The 16331-nt window shown below is 34.1% G+C and carries 16 protein-coding genes and 2 pseudogenes; 5 read left to right on the top strand and 13 right to left on the bottom strand.

Annotated elements, in window-relative coordinates:
- Positions 1-106: 106 nt before the first annotated feature.
- From B5P40_RS24435 to abc-f, 3 genes are all read right to left on the bottom strand, one after another.
- Complete coding sequence (locus B5P40_RS24435; RefSeq protein WP_002032490.1) at positions 107-601, bottom strand: DUF3267 domain-containing protein; 495 nt, start codon at positions 599-601, stop codon at positions 107-109.
- Positions 602-1021: 420 nt separating this feature from the next.
- Positions 1022-1615, bottom strand: coding sequence for a GNAT family N-acetyltransferase (locus B5P40_RS24430; RefSeq protein ID WP_078176751.1), 594 nt, complete (start codon positions 1613-1615; stop codon positions 1022-1024).
- A gap of 20 nt (positions 1616-1635) precedes the next feature.
- Positions 1636-3264 (bottom strand): ribosomal protection-like ABC-F family protein, encoded by a 1629-nt coding sequence (gene abc-f / locus B5P40_RS24425; protein ID WP_113710079.1) that lies wholly within the window; start codon positions 3262-3264, stop codon positions 1636-1638.
- 511 nt (positions 3265-3775) lie between these two features.
- On the opposite strand from abc-f, the gene B5P40_RS24420 reads away from it, so the two are divergent.
- Positions 3776-4765, top strand: coding sequence for an aldo/keto reductase family protein (locus B5P40_RS24420; RefSeq protein WP_113710070.1), 990 nt, complete (start codon positions 3776-3778; stop codon positions 4763-4765).
- A 77-nt stretch (positions 4766-4842) separates the two neighbouring features.
- On the opposite strand, the gene B5P40_RS24415 is transcribed toward B5P40_RS24420, so the two are convergent.
- From B5P40_RS24415 to B5P40_RS34435, 3 genes and pseudogenes are all read right to left on the bottom strand, one after another.
- On the bottom strand, positions 4843-5742 hold the full coding sequence (locus tag B5P40_RS24415; protein ID WP_113710069.1) for a LysR substrate-binding domain-containing protein: 900 nt from the start codon (positions 5740-5742) through the stop codon (positions 4843-4845).
- A 345-nt stretch (positions 5743-6087) separates the two neighbouring features.
- Positions 6088-6336: pseudogene (locus B5P40_RS24405) on the bottom strand (RNA-guided endonuclease TnpB family protein); the annotation flags it as partial.
- A gap of 1 nt (position 6337) precedes the next feature.
- Positions 6338-6441, bottom strand: a pseudogene (locus B5P40_RS34435) (IS200/IS605 family transposase); the annotation flags it as partial.
- Positions 6442-6784: 343 nt separating this feature from the next.
- On the opposite strand from B5P40_RS34435, the gene B5P40_RS24395 reads away from it, so the two are divergent.
- Complete coding sequence (locus B5P40_RS24395) at positions 6785-7411, top strand: DUF6518 family protein (protein WP_113710068.1); 627 nt, start codon at positions 6785-6787, stop codon at positions 7409-7411.
- Between the two features lie 465 nt (positions 7412-7876).
- On the opposite strand, the gene B5P40_RS24390 is transcribed toward B5P40_RS24395, so the two are convergent.
- From B5P40_RS24390 to B5P40_RS24380, 3 genes are all read right to left on the bottom strand, one after another.
- The gene (locus tag B5P40_RS24390) at positions 7877-8860 is read right to left on the bottom strand and encodes a sensor histidine kinase (RefSeq protein WP_113710067.1); all 984 of its coding nucleotides are present in this window, start codon (positions 8858-8860) and stop codon (positions 7877-7879) included.
- Complete coding sequence (locus B5P40_RS24385) at positions 8857-9564, bottom strand: response regulator transcription factor (protein WP_113710066.1); 708 nt, start codon at positions 9562-9564, stop codon at positions 8857-8859. The genes B5P40_RS24390 and B5P40_RS24385 overlap by 4 nt, the downstream gene beginning before the upstream one ends.
- A 120-nt stretch (positions 9565-9684) precedes the next feature.
- A complete protein-coding gene (locus B5P40_RS24380) occupies positions 9685-10599 on the bottom strand; it encodes an acetamidase/formamidase family protein (protein WP_113710065.1) in 915 nt (304 codons plus the stop codon).
- Between the two features lie 147 nt (positions 10600-10746).
- On the opposite strand from B5P40_RS24380, the gene B5P40_RS24375 reads away from it, so the two are divergent.
- Complete coding sequence (locus tag B5P40_RS24375; RefSeq protein WP_002013108.1) at positions 10747-11175, top strand: cell wall hydrolase; 429 nt, start codon at positions 10747-10749, stop codon at positions 11173-11175.
- A 73-nt stretch (positions 11176-11248) separates the two neighbouring features.
- Here the strand turns inward: B5P40_RS24375 and B5P40_RS24370 are convergent, their stop codons facing one another.
- On the bottom strand, positions 11249-12175 hold the full coding sequence (locus B5P40_RS24370; RefSeq protein WP_002013102.1) for an NADP-dependent oxidoreductase: 927 nt from the start codon (positions 12173-12175) through the stop codon (positions 11249-11251).
- Positions 12176-12411: 236 nt separating this feature from the next.
- Here B5P40_RS24370 and mleBCA point away from each other — a divergent pair, with 236 nt between their 5' ends.
- A complete protein-coding gene (gene mleBCA, locus B5P40_RS24365; RefSeq protein ID WP_061689499.1) occupies positions 12412-13269 on the top strand; it encodes a BCA family alpha/beta fold macrolide esterase in 858 nt (285 codons plus the stop codon).
- 280 nt (positions 13270-13549) lie between these two features.
- Here the strand turns inward: mleBCA and B5P40_RS24360 are convergent, their stop codons facing one another.
- Both B5P40_RS24360 and B5P40_RS24355 read right to left on the bottom strand, forming a co-directional pair.
- Positions 13550-13885 carry a hypothetical protein gene (locus B5P40_RS24360; RefSeq protein ID WP_016091494.1) on the bottom strand — a complete coding sequence of 112 codons (336 nt, stop codon included), beginning with the start codon at positions 13883-13885 and terminating at the stop codon, positions 13550-13552.
- An 11-nt stretch (positions 13886-13896) separates the two neighbouring features.
- Positions 13897-15066 (bottom strand): ParM/StbA family protein, encoded by a 1170-nt coding sequence (locus B5P40_RS24355; protein WP_002013097.1) that lies wholly within the window; start codon positions 15064-15066, stop codon positions 13897-13899.
- Positions 15067-15275: 209 nt separating this feature from the next.
- Here B5P40_RS24355 and B5P40_RS24350 point away from each other — a divergent pair, with 209 nt between their 5' ends.
- The gene (locus B5P40_RS24350; protein ID WP_113710064.1) at positions 15276-15680 is read left to right on the top strand and encodes a hypothetical protein; all 405 of its coding nucleotides are present in this window, start codon (positions 15276-15278) and stop codon (positions 15678-15680) included.
- A gap of 41 nt (positions 15681-15721) precedes the next feature.
- Here the strand turns inward: B5P40_RS24350 and B5P40_RS24345 are convergent, their stop codons facing one another.
- The gene (locus B5P40_RS24345; RefSeq protein ID WP_113710063.1) at positions 15722-16258 is read right to left on the bottom strand and encodes a DUF1697 domain-containing protein; all 537 of its coding nucleotides are present in this window, start codon (positions 16256-16258) and stop codon (positions 15722-15724) included.
- Positions 16259-16331: the final 73 nt, after the last annotated feature.

Here is a 16331-nt window from a genome sequence, read left to right as displayed (position 1 = left end):
TACCTAAAGGGGATAATACCATTGTATTATCGGTCTTTTTACTTTCAAATATTATATTTTTAACTAATTTCTTAAATTGAAATATAATTAAATAATACTTTTAATACTATTTCACTTGATAATATCCTCTGCAAAATACTGAGTTCTTCGGTTTCATTGCAATTAAAAATGAATTGTAAATATCTGAGGCGGAAATTATTGCGTTTATCCAACATACAAATAATATGATTGATTTAATATTTCCTGATACATAGAACGACATAAATGCAGGGGCTACCGATAATACAATTATGGGTAAGCTCATAAAGACCCAAAATCTCGCTTTGGATAGGGTTGCATTTGTATTTAGCCAAAAAAATATTCCACTACATGTTAAGCTAATATCACCTTTGTTACTTATGACCAAAATGTGTAGACATTCGTGAATGATGAAGACAAAGATACCTATTATGATTAGATACAATATATTAATATGAGTGAAACCTACTCCAAAGTAATTTGGTATCAGAAAAATGATTATTTGAAGTAGATATACAAACTTCATATAATGCTTTTGATACCAATTATTCTTAATAAAAGGAGTCCATTCTGAAAAATCCATACTTATCTGTGGCAATTGACGAAACCAAATTATGATATGCGTTCCCCTCCCTCATTTAATCTATTTCATAACTTAAAACTTTTAATCCACTAACACTCAACCGTAAGTTTTATATGCAAAACTTCGCTCACCTTCACTTTTGCCGTGCGTTCTTCTATTTGAGCTCAAAATGATTCATTTTTAGGATAAGTTGAGTAAGAAAGTGGTGTTTTCATAGATAAATGCATTCGACAAAATTATCCAAACCCCTTTTCATATATGATTTTTTATAAAATGATTATCGCATGTACAGCTTAATCCCCTTGTTTTTTTGATGAGAAAATCCGGCAAGAAGCCATCCAAATTGTCTCTTTGATATGGTAACAGGTATAATGGAATGTAAAAAAGCTNNAGCTTTTTTACATTCCATTATAGATTCTTTTAAAGAGCAATATTTTTTATCCACTCTGATTTGCTCAATAAATAATGATTATATAGTTGGTTTTCTATCGTCTGTTGGCTCAAATAAGTAAATCCACATTTTTCAATAACTTTATTTGATGGTACGTTGTTAATTAAAGCAATTGCGTTGAGGACATCTACATTTGTATTTTTAAACAAATAATCAATTAACCCTTTAGTCGCTTTCGTAGCGTAACCATTGCTTTGATACTCGCTTGAAATAGCATACATTATTTCTCTATTTGGTGAAGGGAGTTCTTCTTTAATGCTTGTGCAGCACCATCCAATAAATTCATTTGTATCTTTATTAAATATTCCTAGCTTTAATATATGATCATCTATGTTAGACGTTTTTGTCACTGCATCAAGAAATGCTTTGTTTGCTGGTATTTCATCATTGATAATCCAATGAGCCCTCTGTTCTTTCGTTGATTTCCAGTCCGGCAAAAACTGTTCTATTTCCGGTTGATTCGATATTTTATAAATACTCTCCGCATCTTTGATAGTAAACTCTTGCAAGTATATATCTCCACAGTCTATTCTAAATAATTTAGTCGAACTCTCTTCTCCCATGTTAATCCCCCTTAATTAGATTAAAGCGCCTTAATCTGCTTCGTAAGTTCTATAAATCGTTCATCAAGTTCTTTATATTCTTTATCGTTAGAAGTTAAGAAACTTAATTTACCTAATACTTCTTGTCGCTCGGTTTCTAACGTTAAACGTAGCTCTTCAATATCATCTCTTGTTTTAATAGGTTCCTCTAGCTGCTTTTGTATCGTATTATTTGAAAACACGAGTTTCGTGTTAGTTGTTTTCTCTAGAAAATATCGATCGTGAGAAACTATAACGAGTGTTCCATTATACTCAGCTAATGTATTTTCAAGCTGTTCACGTGAAGGGAGGTCAAGGTGATTCGTCGGTTCATCTAAAATAAGTACATCTTTTTCATCTAAAATATAAGCCATTAACTTGCATTTTACTCGTTCCCCCATACTCATATGCTCAATCGGCTCTTTCCATTGAGAAGCTTGGAATCCTAAATGTTTCATTAAATTTTGGACTTTTCCTCTTTCTTCAAATGTCTCTTTAAAAAATAAATCTTCTGGTGTTTTATCCAGTGGTAAATCAAATACTTCTTGTGTTAAATAACCGATGTTTGCTGATGGTGAAATCCATACTTCTCCTTGTACAGTTTCCGTTCCCATAATCATCTTCAGTAATGTTGTTTTCCCGCTACCGTTTGGTCCAACAATCGCAACCTTCTCACCGTGCTGGATTGTAAAATTAACGTTTTCAAATAATGTCTTTCCATGAAAGTCTTTTTTTAATTTCTTTACTTCTAAAAAGCGTTTTCCTACTTTTTTATTCGCTTGAATAGAGAACTCCACTGAATACTCTTCTTTCACACGTTCTACTTTCGTTTTCTCCAGCTCTTTTTCGAGACGTTTTCGTTTTGACTTCACTTGCGCATCCATTCGCTTCGCTTTTACACGATAAAACTCTTTAACTCCTTCTTGTTTTGTAGACTGTGCGTGTGCCTTTTGTGACCATGAACTTAATTCTTTTATATGTGTTTCTACTTGTTCTATCTTTTTTTGTTGTTTTTCATATTCACGTTGCTGCGTCATTCTTTTATGCTCACGTGCTTTCATATAACTCGTATAATTCCCGCTATGGTCAATTAATTTCTTATCCTCAATTGACCATATTCTTGTTGCGACAACATCTAAAAAGTATCGATCATGCGATACGACGATAACTGTACCTTTCATATTTTTGATTTGTTTAATGAGAAATTCCGTACTCATCTCATCTAAATGATTTGTCGGTTCGTCTAATATTAAGACATTAGGATTTTCGGCAAATCCTTTTGCTAATCGAACTTTTAGCTTTTCACCACCACTTAAAGTTAGAAAATCGTTCGTTGGCACGCCCCATTTCGCAAGAAGTTCTGCTTCTTTTGCAATCATATCATTACTAATAAAAGATTCTATTTCTTGTTCAACATATGCCGTTGTCATATTCATTTGCTGCCATTCAACAATCCCTTTTGATGGCTCAATCTTCCCATTTATTAATTGAAGTAACGTTGATTTACCGGCACCGTTTTTACCAATTAATCCGATAACATCCCCTTGTTTAACTGTCACATTCATTTTCTCTAACAAAGTATTTTCCTTTATTTCAACATAAACATCATTTAATTTTAAAAGTTCTTTCATAATACCGATCCCTTTCATTAAGGGAGAATAAAAAAATCCTCCCAAATAAATTTGGCAGGATTAGTCGTTAACATATTTATACCCAAATAAGCTATTACGCATAATAAATAGCAATACCGTTGTAAGGAAATTGGGCAGACTAATCCTATTTTTTATAAATTGAAATTTATTGAATTTCAACATTTAAAAATAAGATTAGTTAATCATCGTCCACCCATCATTCCTTTCCGTCGTTAGTAACCATATTGTACCATAGTAGTACTGTATGAGTAAATGCGATTATACGTGCTGTGAAAATGATTGCTTTCTTTTAGGTCTATTTATCTTCACTTCATATCGATCAAACACAAACAACATCTGTAATACTACTGGCTTTAGATTTCCTTAGTAGTAAACTTCTAAGCACTCTCTCTTATATAATTTTTATATAAATGTATCATTAATTATATATTATACATATTACATTTCAGTTCTTATAATAAAGATATCATTTTAAAAGGAGGATACTACAATGGAATTTAGTAAACTAGGAAACAGTGGATTAACAGTAAGTAAGATTGCATACGGGAACTGGATTAACCATGGTGGAAAAGTAAACGAAGATATTGCAAATGATTGTGTGAAAGCCGCACTAGATGTCGGAATTACTACGTTCGATACTGCTGATGTCTATTCGGACACTATAGCCGAAGAAGTACTTGGCCGGTCTTTGAAAGGTATACGCCGAGAAAGCATAGAACTATGTACAAAAGTATGCCATCCGACCGGACCTGGAAAAAATGATCGTGGATTATCGAGAAAACATATTATAGAAAATTGCAATGCATCGTTACATCGGTTGCAGACAGACTACATTGATGTCTATTATGCACATAGATTTGACTCAACAACTCCTCTTGAGGAAACGATGTTAGCTTTTGCTGATCTTGTAAGACAAGGTAAAGTCCTTTACTTAGGCGTAAGTGAATGGACATCAGAACAAATTACCCGCGGTGCAGCACTTGCACGAGAATTGAACATTCCACTTATCGCTAGCCAACCTCAATATTCGATGTTGTGGCGAGTTATTGAAACTGATGTAATACCAACATGTCAACGTGAGGGACTTGGTCAAGTTGTATGGTCTCCCCTCGCACAAGGTATTCTCTCTGGAAAATATCAACCTGGTAAACCCTTGCCGACTCAATCACGTGCTAATTCAGATGCTGGTAAACCATTTTTCCACAAACTCGTGCAACGTTGGATGAGTGATGATGTACTCACTGCAATTCAGAAACTCAATCCCATCGCGCAAGAAACTAATCTTACCCTACCACAACTCGCAGTTGCTTGGGTACTACAAAATCCAGCTGTTTCCTCTGCAATTATTGGCGCTTCAAATCCGGAGCAAATAAGAGAAAACGTAATTGCTTCTAGTGTTAAATTGCAACCTGAAATTATGGATCAGATTGATAATATACTAAAAGGTTTCGCTGAGTACGATCCGAGTAAAACAGGTTGAATCTTCAGTGACTTTAAAATAAAAATGGGAGTTTTCCTATCCAACTTTCCCACTGCCCATCCCATCAAGATGGGCCTTTACTTTTCAAATTCAAATTGCGAAGTCGTATAAACCTCTCTAACAACTGTTAAGAAGTTCTCTAATACGACAGACTTTTCATCTTGTCTCCATCCAACATATAAATTTATTTTCGGTGTATTTTCTTGAATGTCTTTATACATGACACCCGATTTTTTATAGCTTTCCACCGATGATGGAACGACAGAAATCCCCATTCCTGCTGCAACTAAATTCACAATAGTTTGCATTTGGATCGCCTCTTGAACAATATTTAAACTTACTCCATGTTCCCAAAAGTAACTAATAATTAAATCATAAAAGTTAGTACCGAAATGACGAGGAAATAAAATAAATGGTTCATCAACTAATGATTTGATTGAAATGTTATGTAATGAAACTAAAGGATGCTCTTCATGCAAAACTAATTTTAAACATTCCTCAGAACAAACTTCGGAAACTAATATTTCATTATTCTGCTTGGAACGAATAAATCCAATATGAATTTGTTTTTCATATAGCGCTTTTATTTGCTGGTCTGTTGTCATCTCGCGTAATATAAGCTGTATTTTAGGAAATCGTTCTCGAAATGTTTTTAATATGTCTATAACTGTTTCTGTAGAATCGACAAAACCAATGATTAAATGCCCGATCTTCCCTTCATCCGCGAGCTGTGTTTCTTTAATGGTTCTATCTACTTGAAGTAACGTTTGTCGCGCACCTTCTAAAAAGATTTTCCCCGCATCGGTAAGTTCAACCATCCTTTTTGTCCTGTGAAGAAGTTGAATACCTAATTCTTCTTCCAACTTTCGAATTTCTTGACTTAAAGGCGGTTGTGCCATCATAAGACGTTCTGCCGCACGGCTAAAGTTTAATTCTTCTGCCACTGTTATGAAATATTTCATTTTACGAATATCCATTTCAATCCCCCTAACATTCACAACTAGCAAAAAAGCCCTCCTTCTAATAAATTATAAGTCAACTACCCCCACTGAGATGAAGCTTTTCAATGGGGGCTTGAGTTAGAACGCTAGGTCTTTTCGTCTATCGCTAGACAGTTTGACGCTCTAGCATTCATGCCACCTTATGGTAACACCCCAAGTAAGTTTTTGGTTGGTACTGGCAACGAACGATTGTTTTCCCACTTGCACCACCCTTTCGAAAAAGAGCAATTCTTCCTTATGGAAGAAGCCACCACTCAGATGAATCCGGCGTGTGCTACAAGCCCCGACAAGTCGAGTACACATGGATGGTTGACGCACCCACTAAGCTATGCGCGAAGCAACAGCCTTACGTTTTTGTACTTCTAATATAATCGGCGTTTTCACTTTGAGATTGTCATCTAATTCTACAACTTTTGATTTTTCCAATGTATTCAACGCACCATTAATATCAGCGTGAATACATTTCCCTGATTTACTTCGATACAGACCACGAGTAATCCGTTTGCCGCTAAAACAATAATGAGTTCTATCATCCTTAGACCAAACTGGAATCGGATCTTTATCAAGAAATTTTGTAACTGTTAATTACTTTTGACAAATCAATATTTGGAACGAAATGGAACAAAATGTGAACAGGGTCTTCATCGTAATTCCTTTTGGCTCAAGTAACCGAATGATGATTATTCTCCAATTTCGTTATCTTACGATATATTCCCTCCTTATCTAAGGGCGGATTATATCGCAAGACAAAAAGAAACAGATATTCGCCCTCAAAAAATTATTATGAACCAAACAAAAGTGTTTGGTCTATTGACTGATAGCAATTCATCACCACCTGAATTGTTGGGTTTCACCCGTAACACAAATCAGATGGAGTCTTTTTACCGAAAAGGATAAAAAGAAAATGTTATTCGCTATCCAATAATCAATTATTGTTTTTCGATAAATTTTTATTGATTACCACCCTGTAATAAGCTATTATATGTTTGTAGAAAATATTAATGTAAGGATTGAATTTATGGACAGGACATTAAAAATCACAAAGTTAAATATGTTTTTAAGGATTTTTCTCATCCCGATTATAGTAGGGATAATTGTTGGTATACTAACTAAATTAGGGCAAGGTATACTTCCAGGAAATTGGAATTCATTAGCTAATCTAGGAAGCGTTTGGTTAGTTCCATCCTTTTTTGTGGCTAGCTTTAGTTATTCTAAGCGTACAGCTATACTTTCTGGTATCCTTGCACTACTCGGTATGGTATTAGGCTATTATGGTTATGCAATAGTTATTAAAAATGTAGCTCACTCTATTTATTTTATATCTGTATGGATTGTATGTGCATTTATAGGAGGAACTATCTTTGGAATTGCAGGTTTTCTATGGAAAGATACTACAAATCCACTTCATAAATTCGGAAGCGCGCTTATTAGTGGAGTTTTTGTAACGGATGGACTTCACATTCTTTTAAATTTTGAAGACTATAGTCACATGTTACCTGTTGGATATACCGAAGTGATAGTCGGAATTATCTTGATTCTTGTATTAGAACGCTCTAATGCTAATCGAATTTCTTCTTTCTTAATGATGGTTCCTATCATTATTTTAGGATTAATTGGATATAAATTATTAAGTTTGTTTACTTAATTACAATACTGTATCATGAAAAAACAAAAGACTAATTCTATTATAATCCACAAAACATATCACGACTTCGAACATTATACTTATTAATGTTGATACATTTATTCATAGGATGGATTCATGAAGCTATCTCTTTCAAAGAGGTGGCTTTTTTCTTACAAAAACTATTTATCAGCTTTTTATTAAATCCTTCCAATTTAACAATCGTATTTATTAGCGTGTCATTATACATACTAAGATGACCTTTTACCATTTCATATAATCGCTATAAAGTGAAACTTTAATCAGTGGGGGGTTTCTCCATCCCCCACTGATTATTAGTTGAACCAATCGGACTTTTATGAGCAGTTGATTCCTAACTTCTTTGCTTTCGCTGAATTTTGAGGTGGGGGTCTTACTGCCCATTAAAGCGGGATAAAATAAGGCTAAAAAACTTATCTCCAAAGTTCTTTAGCCAAGAACACTTATTTACACATTTAAAAATATTATTCGTACAACGGTACCTTTACCAACCTCTGAATGGATTCCTACACTATGTCCTAATTGTTTCGTAATTTCATATACAAGATAGAGCCCCATTCCAGTTGATTCTTTAAAATCTCTACCGTTTTCTCCTGTAAAGAAAGGTTTGAATACTCTTGGTAAATCTTGCTTCGGTATCCCTACGCCACTATCGGTAATTTCAAGTACAACTGTATTACCTTCCTTACGTGCTTTCACTTTAATCTTTTCTCTACTACCTGATGAATATTTAATCGCATTCGATATTATTTGTCCAATTAAAAATTGTAACCACTTCGCATCACTTTCTACAGTAATACTCTTATCAATTTCAAGCTCTGGGTATACAAAATTCCGAATAAAAAAGCGTTTATGTTCATGCACGGAATCATTCACTATTTTATGTAGTTGTACTCTTTCTACATAAAAATCTTGTGTAAATGCTTCTAAACGTGCGACATACAGTGCCATCTCTAACCCCTTTTTCAACCTATCTGTTTCCTCATTAATACTTTCAAAACGTGAATCCACTTCATCTTGTGTAATTAATTCTATTACAGATAAAGGTGTTTTCATTTGATGAATCCACTGATTCATAAAGGTTAAATGATCATTATTTTTCCTCTCTTGTAACTGGAGCTGATTTTGATAATGTCGATATTGTACTTCGAGCAAATCTTGGAGAGCAGTAGATAAAACTGCAAAATCAGATTTTTGAACAGATTCATCCAAAGATTGCAACGGATTTGCTAAACGTTCATAAAAAGAACGATGTGTAAAATAACGAAATACTAAATAACTTACCATAAAAAAAGCACCTAAAAACATTGCATATAATGCCGTTGAAATATGATTATGCCCATCAAACCAATAAACTAAGAATATGGCTAGTAGTTGGATCGCAGTAAAACAAATAAGTGGTATATGATCACGTATAAATAACCTTATCATTTTTCCATACCATTATCCCAAGTAATATGTAATCTATATCCAACACTACGAATTGTTTCAATTGCTCCTTCAATATGTAACGTTTTTAACTTTTTACGCACACGTGTTGTATTTACACTTAATGTATTATCATCAACATAGGATTCACTATCCCATAATTTATTTAATAATACTTCCCTACTCACAACACGCGGATAGTTTTTCATTAACATCTCTAATAAAATGGCTTCGTTTCTCGTTATATCAATCTCTTGGTCCCTAAGTTTTAATACAAGTCTTTCGGGATATAAACTAAGACCTTGTTGCTCAATCATTCGTTCTTCTAGTTTCGGTGCATAGTCTCCATAAGCACGTCTTAAATGACTACGAATTTTCGCCATTACAACTTCATAATGAAACGGCTTCGGAATAAAATCATCGCCACCATTTTCTAACGCCATAACTTGATCCATCGTACCTTCACGAGCCGAAATAAATAAAATTGGACATGTAGAAACCCCGCGAATTTGACGACACCAATAGTAACCATCAAAACTTGGTAAATTAATATCTAATAACACTAACTCCGGTTGTTCTTCTAAAAATATGTCTAACACATTTTGAAAATTCGTTACAATAATTCCTTGGTAACCGTATTTCGCAACATATGTTGATAATAGCTCCGCAATTTTCATATCATCTTCAACAATCATAATTTTAACCATCTCTGAACTCCTTTTTGATCCACAATCTCAAATATACTTATATAAATACTACCTCTTTTCACAAAATCCGTAAAATAGAAAAAGGATACTTTTATACAAAAGTATCCTTTTCTATTTTTCTTATTTAATATGAAATTCATTTAGAGAAAATCCTAACTTCTCCACATATTCCCTTCCTAGTTCCATCCGCGCCGTTTTTAGTGGATCCACAACTTGGCAAATTTTCAAATTACCTGCTGCTGATAATAAAAGAGTTGCATCAGCTTTAGACATTTCTAATTCTTCATGTAAAAATGTCACCATATTACGTACAGCACGACTAGCTGCATCATCTAACAATTTCTCAGAAGCGATTGTCATTATTTTTTCTTTTTGGATAGCCATTGGTATTGGCCATGTCTTTTCTTTTATAATTTGAACAGTTACAGTTACTTCACCAGCAACCTCTACTCCACTAACACCAATTTCACCATCACCCATCGCAGCATGTAAATCGCCTAATGCTAAAAGAGCACCAGGAACATTTACAGGTAATAATAACGTTGTACCTTCTTTGATTTCTTTACAATCCATATTCCCGCCGTGATCATGCGGTGTACCACATGAAATACTCTCTTCTTTCGGTGCAGTACCAATCACACCAATCATTGGATTAATTGGAATTTGCAGTTCATTTGAAAATGAAACATGTCCATTATGTATTGGGACAATTTTTACTGTATTTTCATTTAGCTCATCACCCATTACACCTAGGTTCGCACCTGTAGTTAAAACACCCTGCTCTGCAATTTTAATCTTTTCAATCGTTACGACTAATATATCACCAGGTTCTGCACCTTTAATATGTACAGGTCCGGTCGCTGGATTTATTCGATTCCAATCTAATTCTTGAAACACAACATCTTCAGAATCAATTTGATTTTCAAAGCAATCATATGTTTCAAATACAAGACGGCTCCCAATTTCTACTTCAATACATGGATTATTTTCTGGTGACATTGCGTAAATGATATGTTCTTTATGAATACGATGCATAGTACCTCTCCTTTTTCGTTTTAATAATTAGCTTTTATCTGCATAAGCTCCTTTTTAAAATTAGTAGTTATTTTCAAGAAAAATGCACTTAGCTCATTTTGAAACATACACTCTTTACTATAACAGGTAAAGAAAGGTGGTATTACAATGCCCCTTATTCCATACAACGAAAGTGACGTTGATTTACTAGCACGTTTAATCCGTGCTGAAGCTGAGGGCGAAGGACGACAAGGTGAACAACTTGTTGGATGTGTTGTAGTAAACCGTGTATTTTGTGATTGCTTAGATTTCAAACAACTTCGATCTGTGCGTGATGCAGTATATCAAAGCCCTGGCGGATTCGAAGCAGTTCAATACGGTTACTTTTATCAACGTGCCCGTGAATCAGAAAAAGAAATCGCAAGAAAAGTTTTACAAGGTGAATGGCGCTGGCCAGCACGATGGGCTCTTTGGTATTTCCGTCCAGTTGGAGCTTGTCCACCCGAATGGTATAATCAGCCGTTTGCAGGGCAATTTAAAAGCCATTGCTTTTACGAACCAAGTGGTGATGAATGTCCAAAAATGTATTCACGATAGCAAAAATTATAGTATATACGAGTGGTGACTATTTTCATCTCATATAGTCACCACTCGTATATTTATGTAAATATCATTCCATCGTAATTACAATTTTCCCTCTAACATGCTGACTTTCACTTAAAATATGAGCTTCTCTAATTCCTTCTTCATTAAACGGAACAACCTTACTGATGATAGGTTTAATTTTTCCATGCTCAATCAAAACAGATAATTCGTCCAATTGCTTCCCGCTTGGTTTCAACCATAAAAACCCTGATTTTATGGCCTTTACTTCATGACGTGGTTCATGAACGATAGAAACTAGAACACCACCAGATTTAATAATTTGAAAACTTTTTTCTTGTACTTCTCCGCCGATTGTATCTAACACAATATCATAATCTGATAGTAGCTCTTCAAATTTATCTTTTTTATAATCAATAACAAGGTCAGCACCTAAAGACTTTAAAAACTCTTCATTTTTACTACTTGCAGTTGTTGCGACAAAGGCCCCAAATGATTTTGCGATTTGAATTGCAAAACTCCCTACTCCGCCCGCTCCAGCATGAATTAATACTCGGTCATTTTCTTTTATTTGTGCGTAATCAACAAGACTTTGCCAAGCTGTTAGTCCTGCAAGAGGTATAGATGCTGCTTCTTCAAAATTAAGATTATTAGGCATTTGCGCTACTAAATTTGATTTCACTGTAATGTATTCAGAATAAGAACCTTTCCCTATATTTTCAGGTTTCGTAAACACTTTATCTCCTATTTTAAAATGATTCACATCTTCTCCAACTTCTTCAACTATTCCAGCAACATCTAATCCTAATGTAATTGGAAATGAAAATCGCAACTTTTCTTGTAAGTCTCCCTTTCTTATTTTCCAATCAACAGGATTGACAGATGTTGCGTGTATACGTATTAATACTTCATTACATTTAACAACTGGTTTAGGAACTTGTCTTTCTTGTAATTCTTCAACACTACCATATTGATCAATAACAATTGATTTCATTTCCTCTCCCCCTTGCTGTTTATTTTAATAACAAACAATTATTTTTCAAAATTTTTCGCCTTGAATGAAAATAAATATGTTTGGAGGTGATATTTATGCTACTCTACTAATTAAGCATCATGAGTGCAAAAAACATTTATTTCACTTAAATACAATCTAATTTACGCCTAAGAAACACCCAAAGTTATATTTCTCTTTATTTATTAATGACCTTTAAATGAAACGGAGAGTGTGCTATGAGTGAACAAGTTTTCAAAGTAAACGGTATTGATATATGTACAGAAAGCTTTGGAAATCCTAATAACCCAGCAATATTATTAATTATGGGAGCTACGTGTTCAATGGTTTATTGGGATGAAGAATTTTGTGAAAGGTTGGCTAGCACAGGAAGGTTTGTCATTCGCTATGATAACCGTGATGTTGGGCGTTCTGTTACATATGAGCCTGGGACTTCCAATTACACTGTAGCAGATATGGCTGAAGATGCAATCGGAGTACTCGATGCGTATCATATTGACAAGGCACACCTTTTTGGCATGTCATTAGGAGGTATGATTGCTCAAATTGCTGCAGTAAAACACCCAGAAAGAATTTTGACCTTAACATTACTAGCAACAAGCGTTATTGGATCTGATAACAATACTCGTGATTTGCCTCCAATGGATGAAAGAATTTTGACACATCATGCTAATGGTGCAAATTTAGATTGGACAAATAAAGATGTTATAGCGAAATATTTAATTACAGGATCACGTCTACTCTGTGGATCAAAGCGTATATTTGATGAAGCAAGAACTTTAAAACAAGTAAAGCAAGAAATAGAACGTGCTAACAATCTATTAAGCATGTTTAATCACGCCCTCCTTACAGGTGATGATTCTTATGAAGGTATACTAAAGTCGTTACTAGTACCTACTTTAGTAATTCATGGTACGGACGATACAGCTCTTCCACTTGAACATGGACTCGCACTTATTGATGAAATTCCGAACTCAAAGCTATTATCCCTTGAAGGTACAGGGCACGAGATTCATCCCGATGACTGGGATAAAATTATTAAAGCAGTTTCAGAACATATATCCAGTATAAGATAAGAACAACTATTAGAAGGGGCACAAATTGTTTTGCCCCTTCTATTTATCCCGCTATTTGTGGGCAGTAAAACTCCCACCTCAAAATTCAGCTGAAGCAAAGAAATTAGGTGGGAGATAAACTGCCCGTAAACGCCCGATTGGTGAAGGCTAATAATCAGTGGGGGATGAACAAAACCCCCACTGATTATAGTTTCACTTTATAAAGATTACGATACAATATCAAAAACCCATCACTGCATTCGTATGTATAGTGATGGGCTCTACCTATATTTTTCTATGCTTAAAAAAATGGACAATCTAACTGGTCAACAGATTCCCACGATTTTTTTTTTACATTTTCGGCGGATTTACTATTTTCTAGTGGTACGTGTTTAAATGGATTCATTTCAACTTTTAATAGAGATGATGGTTCTATATATAAAGAAAAAACATGGCTACTTGGCAAGGTTTTTGATACATCAATATCTCCTACTTGTTTAAATAATTGCTGGGCCGCAAAGAAAAAGAAATTAGTTGGATTAGATTGTTTATTAAGCCAAGCAATCATTTCAGGCGATACTGATTTATTAATATTAATTTTCACTCGATCACCACGTTTATATCGCCTAGATCGCATACTTCCACCAACTAACTTATCGTTAAGTTTGTAAACCCTAACTCTTTTTGCTTATGCTCTCTATATTTTGGCGAGCATGTATATACTAATAACCCACGAGCATTGGTGAATAACGGGTTATCTACAAAAATTACATTTTTCAAGCGTCCTTTTTGTTTCAAAATCATTTTTAAGCTATTTTTAATAATAACTGCACCCCCACCATAAATAAATACATATGGATCGTCTTTCATATCATCAATTTTGTTAATAATATCCGTTGCGACACGTGCTGCTAAACCTAAAAACGCTGGTTGCGATTCCTCAACTAACAATGCATTTCTTGGGTGCTTTTCATTTAAATAAATTTGATTAAATTCTGTAATACTATCAATCGTTTTCGTAGGATATTTTCGATTCCATCTCGTAATAATTTGTAGTAAAGTTTCTTTTACACCATATGATAATCCTTTACTTAATTGCGGACGGAAATTTACCCCTAATGAAACAACTTCTTCCGTTGTCCCCGCGCCAATATCAAAAGACAATAAAGTTTTATCTACAAAATCAATTTCTGAAACTTGATTTTGTTCACATTCTATTTTATGTTTCACAACATTTCCTTCCTCATCATACACAATCCCCCACGTCCCAGAAGCGCCTTCAGGTAGACATTTACAAAACTCAATAGAAACATTAATCGTAACATCGCGTCCATTTGGATAATGGAATATGACCTTGTGATTACCCATATACCGTTTCGCATTTTCAGCAGCAATTTCCTGTGTAATAAGTTGCATTGGAAGAGCAACAGATAAATCATAACGAATATTAATATGACTGGAAGTAGGGCTTTGACGCATAGCACTTATCGCTAAACCTGAAAGGATTGTAATAACCATTAACTCATCAGTAGATTTATTTGATTTCTTCTCCACTTCAGTACCTTTTAATTGATCTTGAATCACTTTTTCTCCAACGATGTATCGTACATTATTTAACATTAGCGATGGAGAACTAATGGTCACATCAATGTGATTCTCTAATTCTGACGATGAAACTTCACCCTCATCTAACAACCCCGTAGACTCACCTATATATAAGGAATAAATACTCGGAATAAAAATAGGTTCCTGCCCTTTCACCATTAACTTCAAACCATTATTTCCTGCATCTGCACCCGCTTTTAAAAGAATAGACATAACTACCCCCTAAATTAATCTGACATCCCTTCCAAATATATGCGAGCCCATTCTTTTACATTCAAATGTAATTTAATTTTTTATTTATCCCAAAAATAAAAAATTATAAACACTCACTTCATATGTAAAAAACATTTGACATAAGACTTTTCCAATTTTATACTATAGATGTAAAGAGTTTTTTACAATGGTGGAGGTGCAATTATATATTGAATACTAAAAAGATTATTTTTGTAATCATTGTTTTATCGTTAATCGCGATACTCGGACATGGCGCATACAAATATGCAACTGAAGGCTCGATTTTTGGCGGGACAATTTTCGCTGCTTCTTTAATACTTAGTAATTTAATAAATCATATTACATGGGGAGATCCAAACGGAGTATCAAAAGAAAGTCAAGATGAAATGGGACAACAAATTACATATAAAAGCTTTAAAATCGCGTATTTTGTTCTTGTAGGTGTTATGTTTCTTATATTATTCTGGTCAGAAGGATTTTCTATGGGTTCCAATTTGGATGGTGTAAAAAACCTTCCCCTTTTTATCGCACTTTGTTCTTCATTCTTTATTTATCCTATCGTTGAACTCATTGTCGCCAAACAATATAAATAAAAAAAGTGGTTTTCTATTTACAGAAAACCACTTTTTTATGTTTAAAAACCCTCTGCTATTGCTTTCAGCTTATTCACAGTCCGCCAGTTCCTTACTGTACCTGGCGTATGTAATTTTTGAAACTGGTTCATTAGTTTAGAATTACGAATGCTTTTTTTGAAAAATAAATACACTACTCTTCCTTCGATATGGCAATCTTCTATGTCACTTTTGTACATAAGTAACCGCTTACTGTCTTCTTCAGAAAGTGGATTAGCTAAAAAGGCCACATGTACACTTTCTCCTTCTAATAACGAATGGGTCTCGTAAGGACACTTTTTAATAATATTAATAAATTCATCATTTGCTCGTAACATGACTGGAACATTGAAATCAAAAACGTTCTTAATTTCACATTCAATTCGTTCCTTTAAAAAACTTATCTCTTCTTCTGACTCAAACACTACATTTCCACTTTGAATATATGTTTTCACTCTTTTTAACCCTATTGATTCAAACATTATTTTCAAATCTGCCATTTTGATTACTTTATGTCCACCTACATTAATTCCCCGTAGTAGTGCAATATAAATTGTCATATGATTACCCCTCACGTATTTAAATGCTTAACAATCGAATTGTTTTGCACCTTCATGCTTCTCGAATACTTAC

The sequence above is a fragment of the Bacillus sp. SRB_8 genome (assembly GCF_003264205.1).
GTDB classification, from domain to species: domain Bacteria; phylum Bacillota; class Bacilli; order Bacillales; family Bacillaceae_G; genus Bacillus_A; species Bacillus_A mycoides.
This window is presented reverse-complemented; position numbering and strand designations above follow the sequence as displayed.

Bases quoted from the DNA above. Each gene is read 5' to 3' on its own strand.
- B5P40_RS24390 (WP_113710067.1), bottom strand. From the start codon at position 8,860: ATGATAAGGTTATTTATACGTGATCATATACCACTTATTTGTTTTACT.
- B5P40_RS24360 (WP_016091494.1), bottom strand. From the start codon at position 13,885: ATGCGATCTAGGCGATATAAACGTGGTGATCGAGTGAAAATTAATATT.
- B5P40_RS24415 (WP_113710069.1), bottom strand. From the start codon at position 5,742: ATGGATATTCGTAAAATGAAATATTTCATAACAGTGGCAGAAGAATTA.
- B5P40_RS24430 (WP_078176751.1), bottom strand. From the start codon at position 1,615: ATGGGAGAAGAGAGTTCGACTAAATTATTTAGAATAGACTGTGGAGAT.
- B5P40_RS24435 (WP_002032490.1), bottom strand. From the start codon at position 601: ATGGATTTTTCAGAATGGACTCCTTTTATTAAGAATAATTGGTATCAA.
- B5P40_RS24395 (WP_113710068.1), top strand. From the start codon at position 6,785: ATGGACAGGACATTAAAAATCACAAAGTTAAATATGTTTTTAAGGATT.
- B5P40_RS24375 (WP_002013108.1), top strand. From the start codon at position 10,747: ATGCCCCTTATTCCATACAACGAAAGTGACGTTGATTTACTAGCACGT.
- B5P40_RS24355 (WP_002013097.1), bottom strand. From the start codon at position 15,066: ATGTCTATTCTTTTAAAAGCGGGTGCAGATGCAGGAAATAATGGTTTG.
- B5P40_RS24380 (WP_113710065.1), bottom strand. From the start codon at position 10,599: ATGCATCGTATTCATAAAGAACATATCATTTACGCAATGTCACCAGAA.
- B5P40_RS24345 (WP_113710063.1), bottom strand. From the start codon at position 16,258: ATGACAATTTATATTGCACTACTACGGGGAATTAATGTAGGTGGACAT.
- B5P40_RS24420 (WP_113710070.1), top strand. From the start codon at position 3,776: ATGGAATTTAGTAAACTAGGAAACAGTGGATTAACAGTAAGTAAGATT.
- mleBCA (WP_061689499.1), top strand. From the start codon at position 12,412: ATGAGTGAACAAGTTTTCAAAGTAAACGGTATTGATATATGTACAGAA.
- B5P40_RS24370 (WP_002013102.1), bottom strand. From the start codon at position 12,175: ATGAAATCAATTGTTATTGATCAATATGGTAGTGTTGAAGAATTACAA.
- abc-f (WP_113710079.1), bottom strand. From the start codon at position 3,264: ATGAAAGAACTTTTAAAATTAAATGATGTTTATGTTGAAATAAAGGAA.
- B5P40_RS24385 (WP_113710066.1), bottom strand. From the start codon at position 9,564: ATGGTTAAAATTATGATTGTTGAAGATGATATGAAAATTGCGGAGCTA.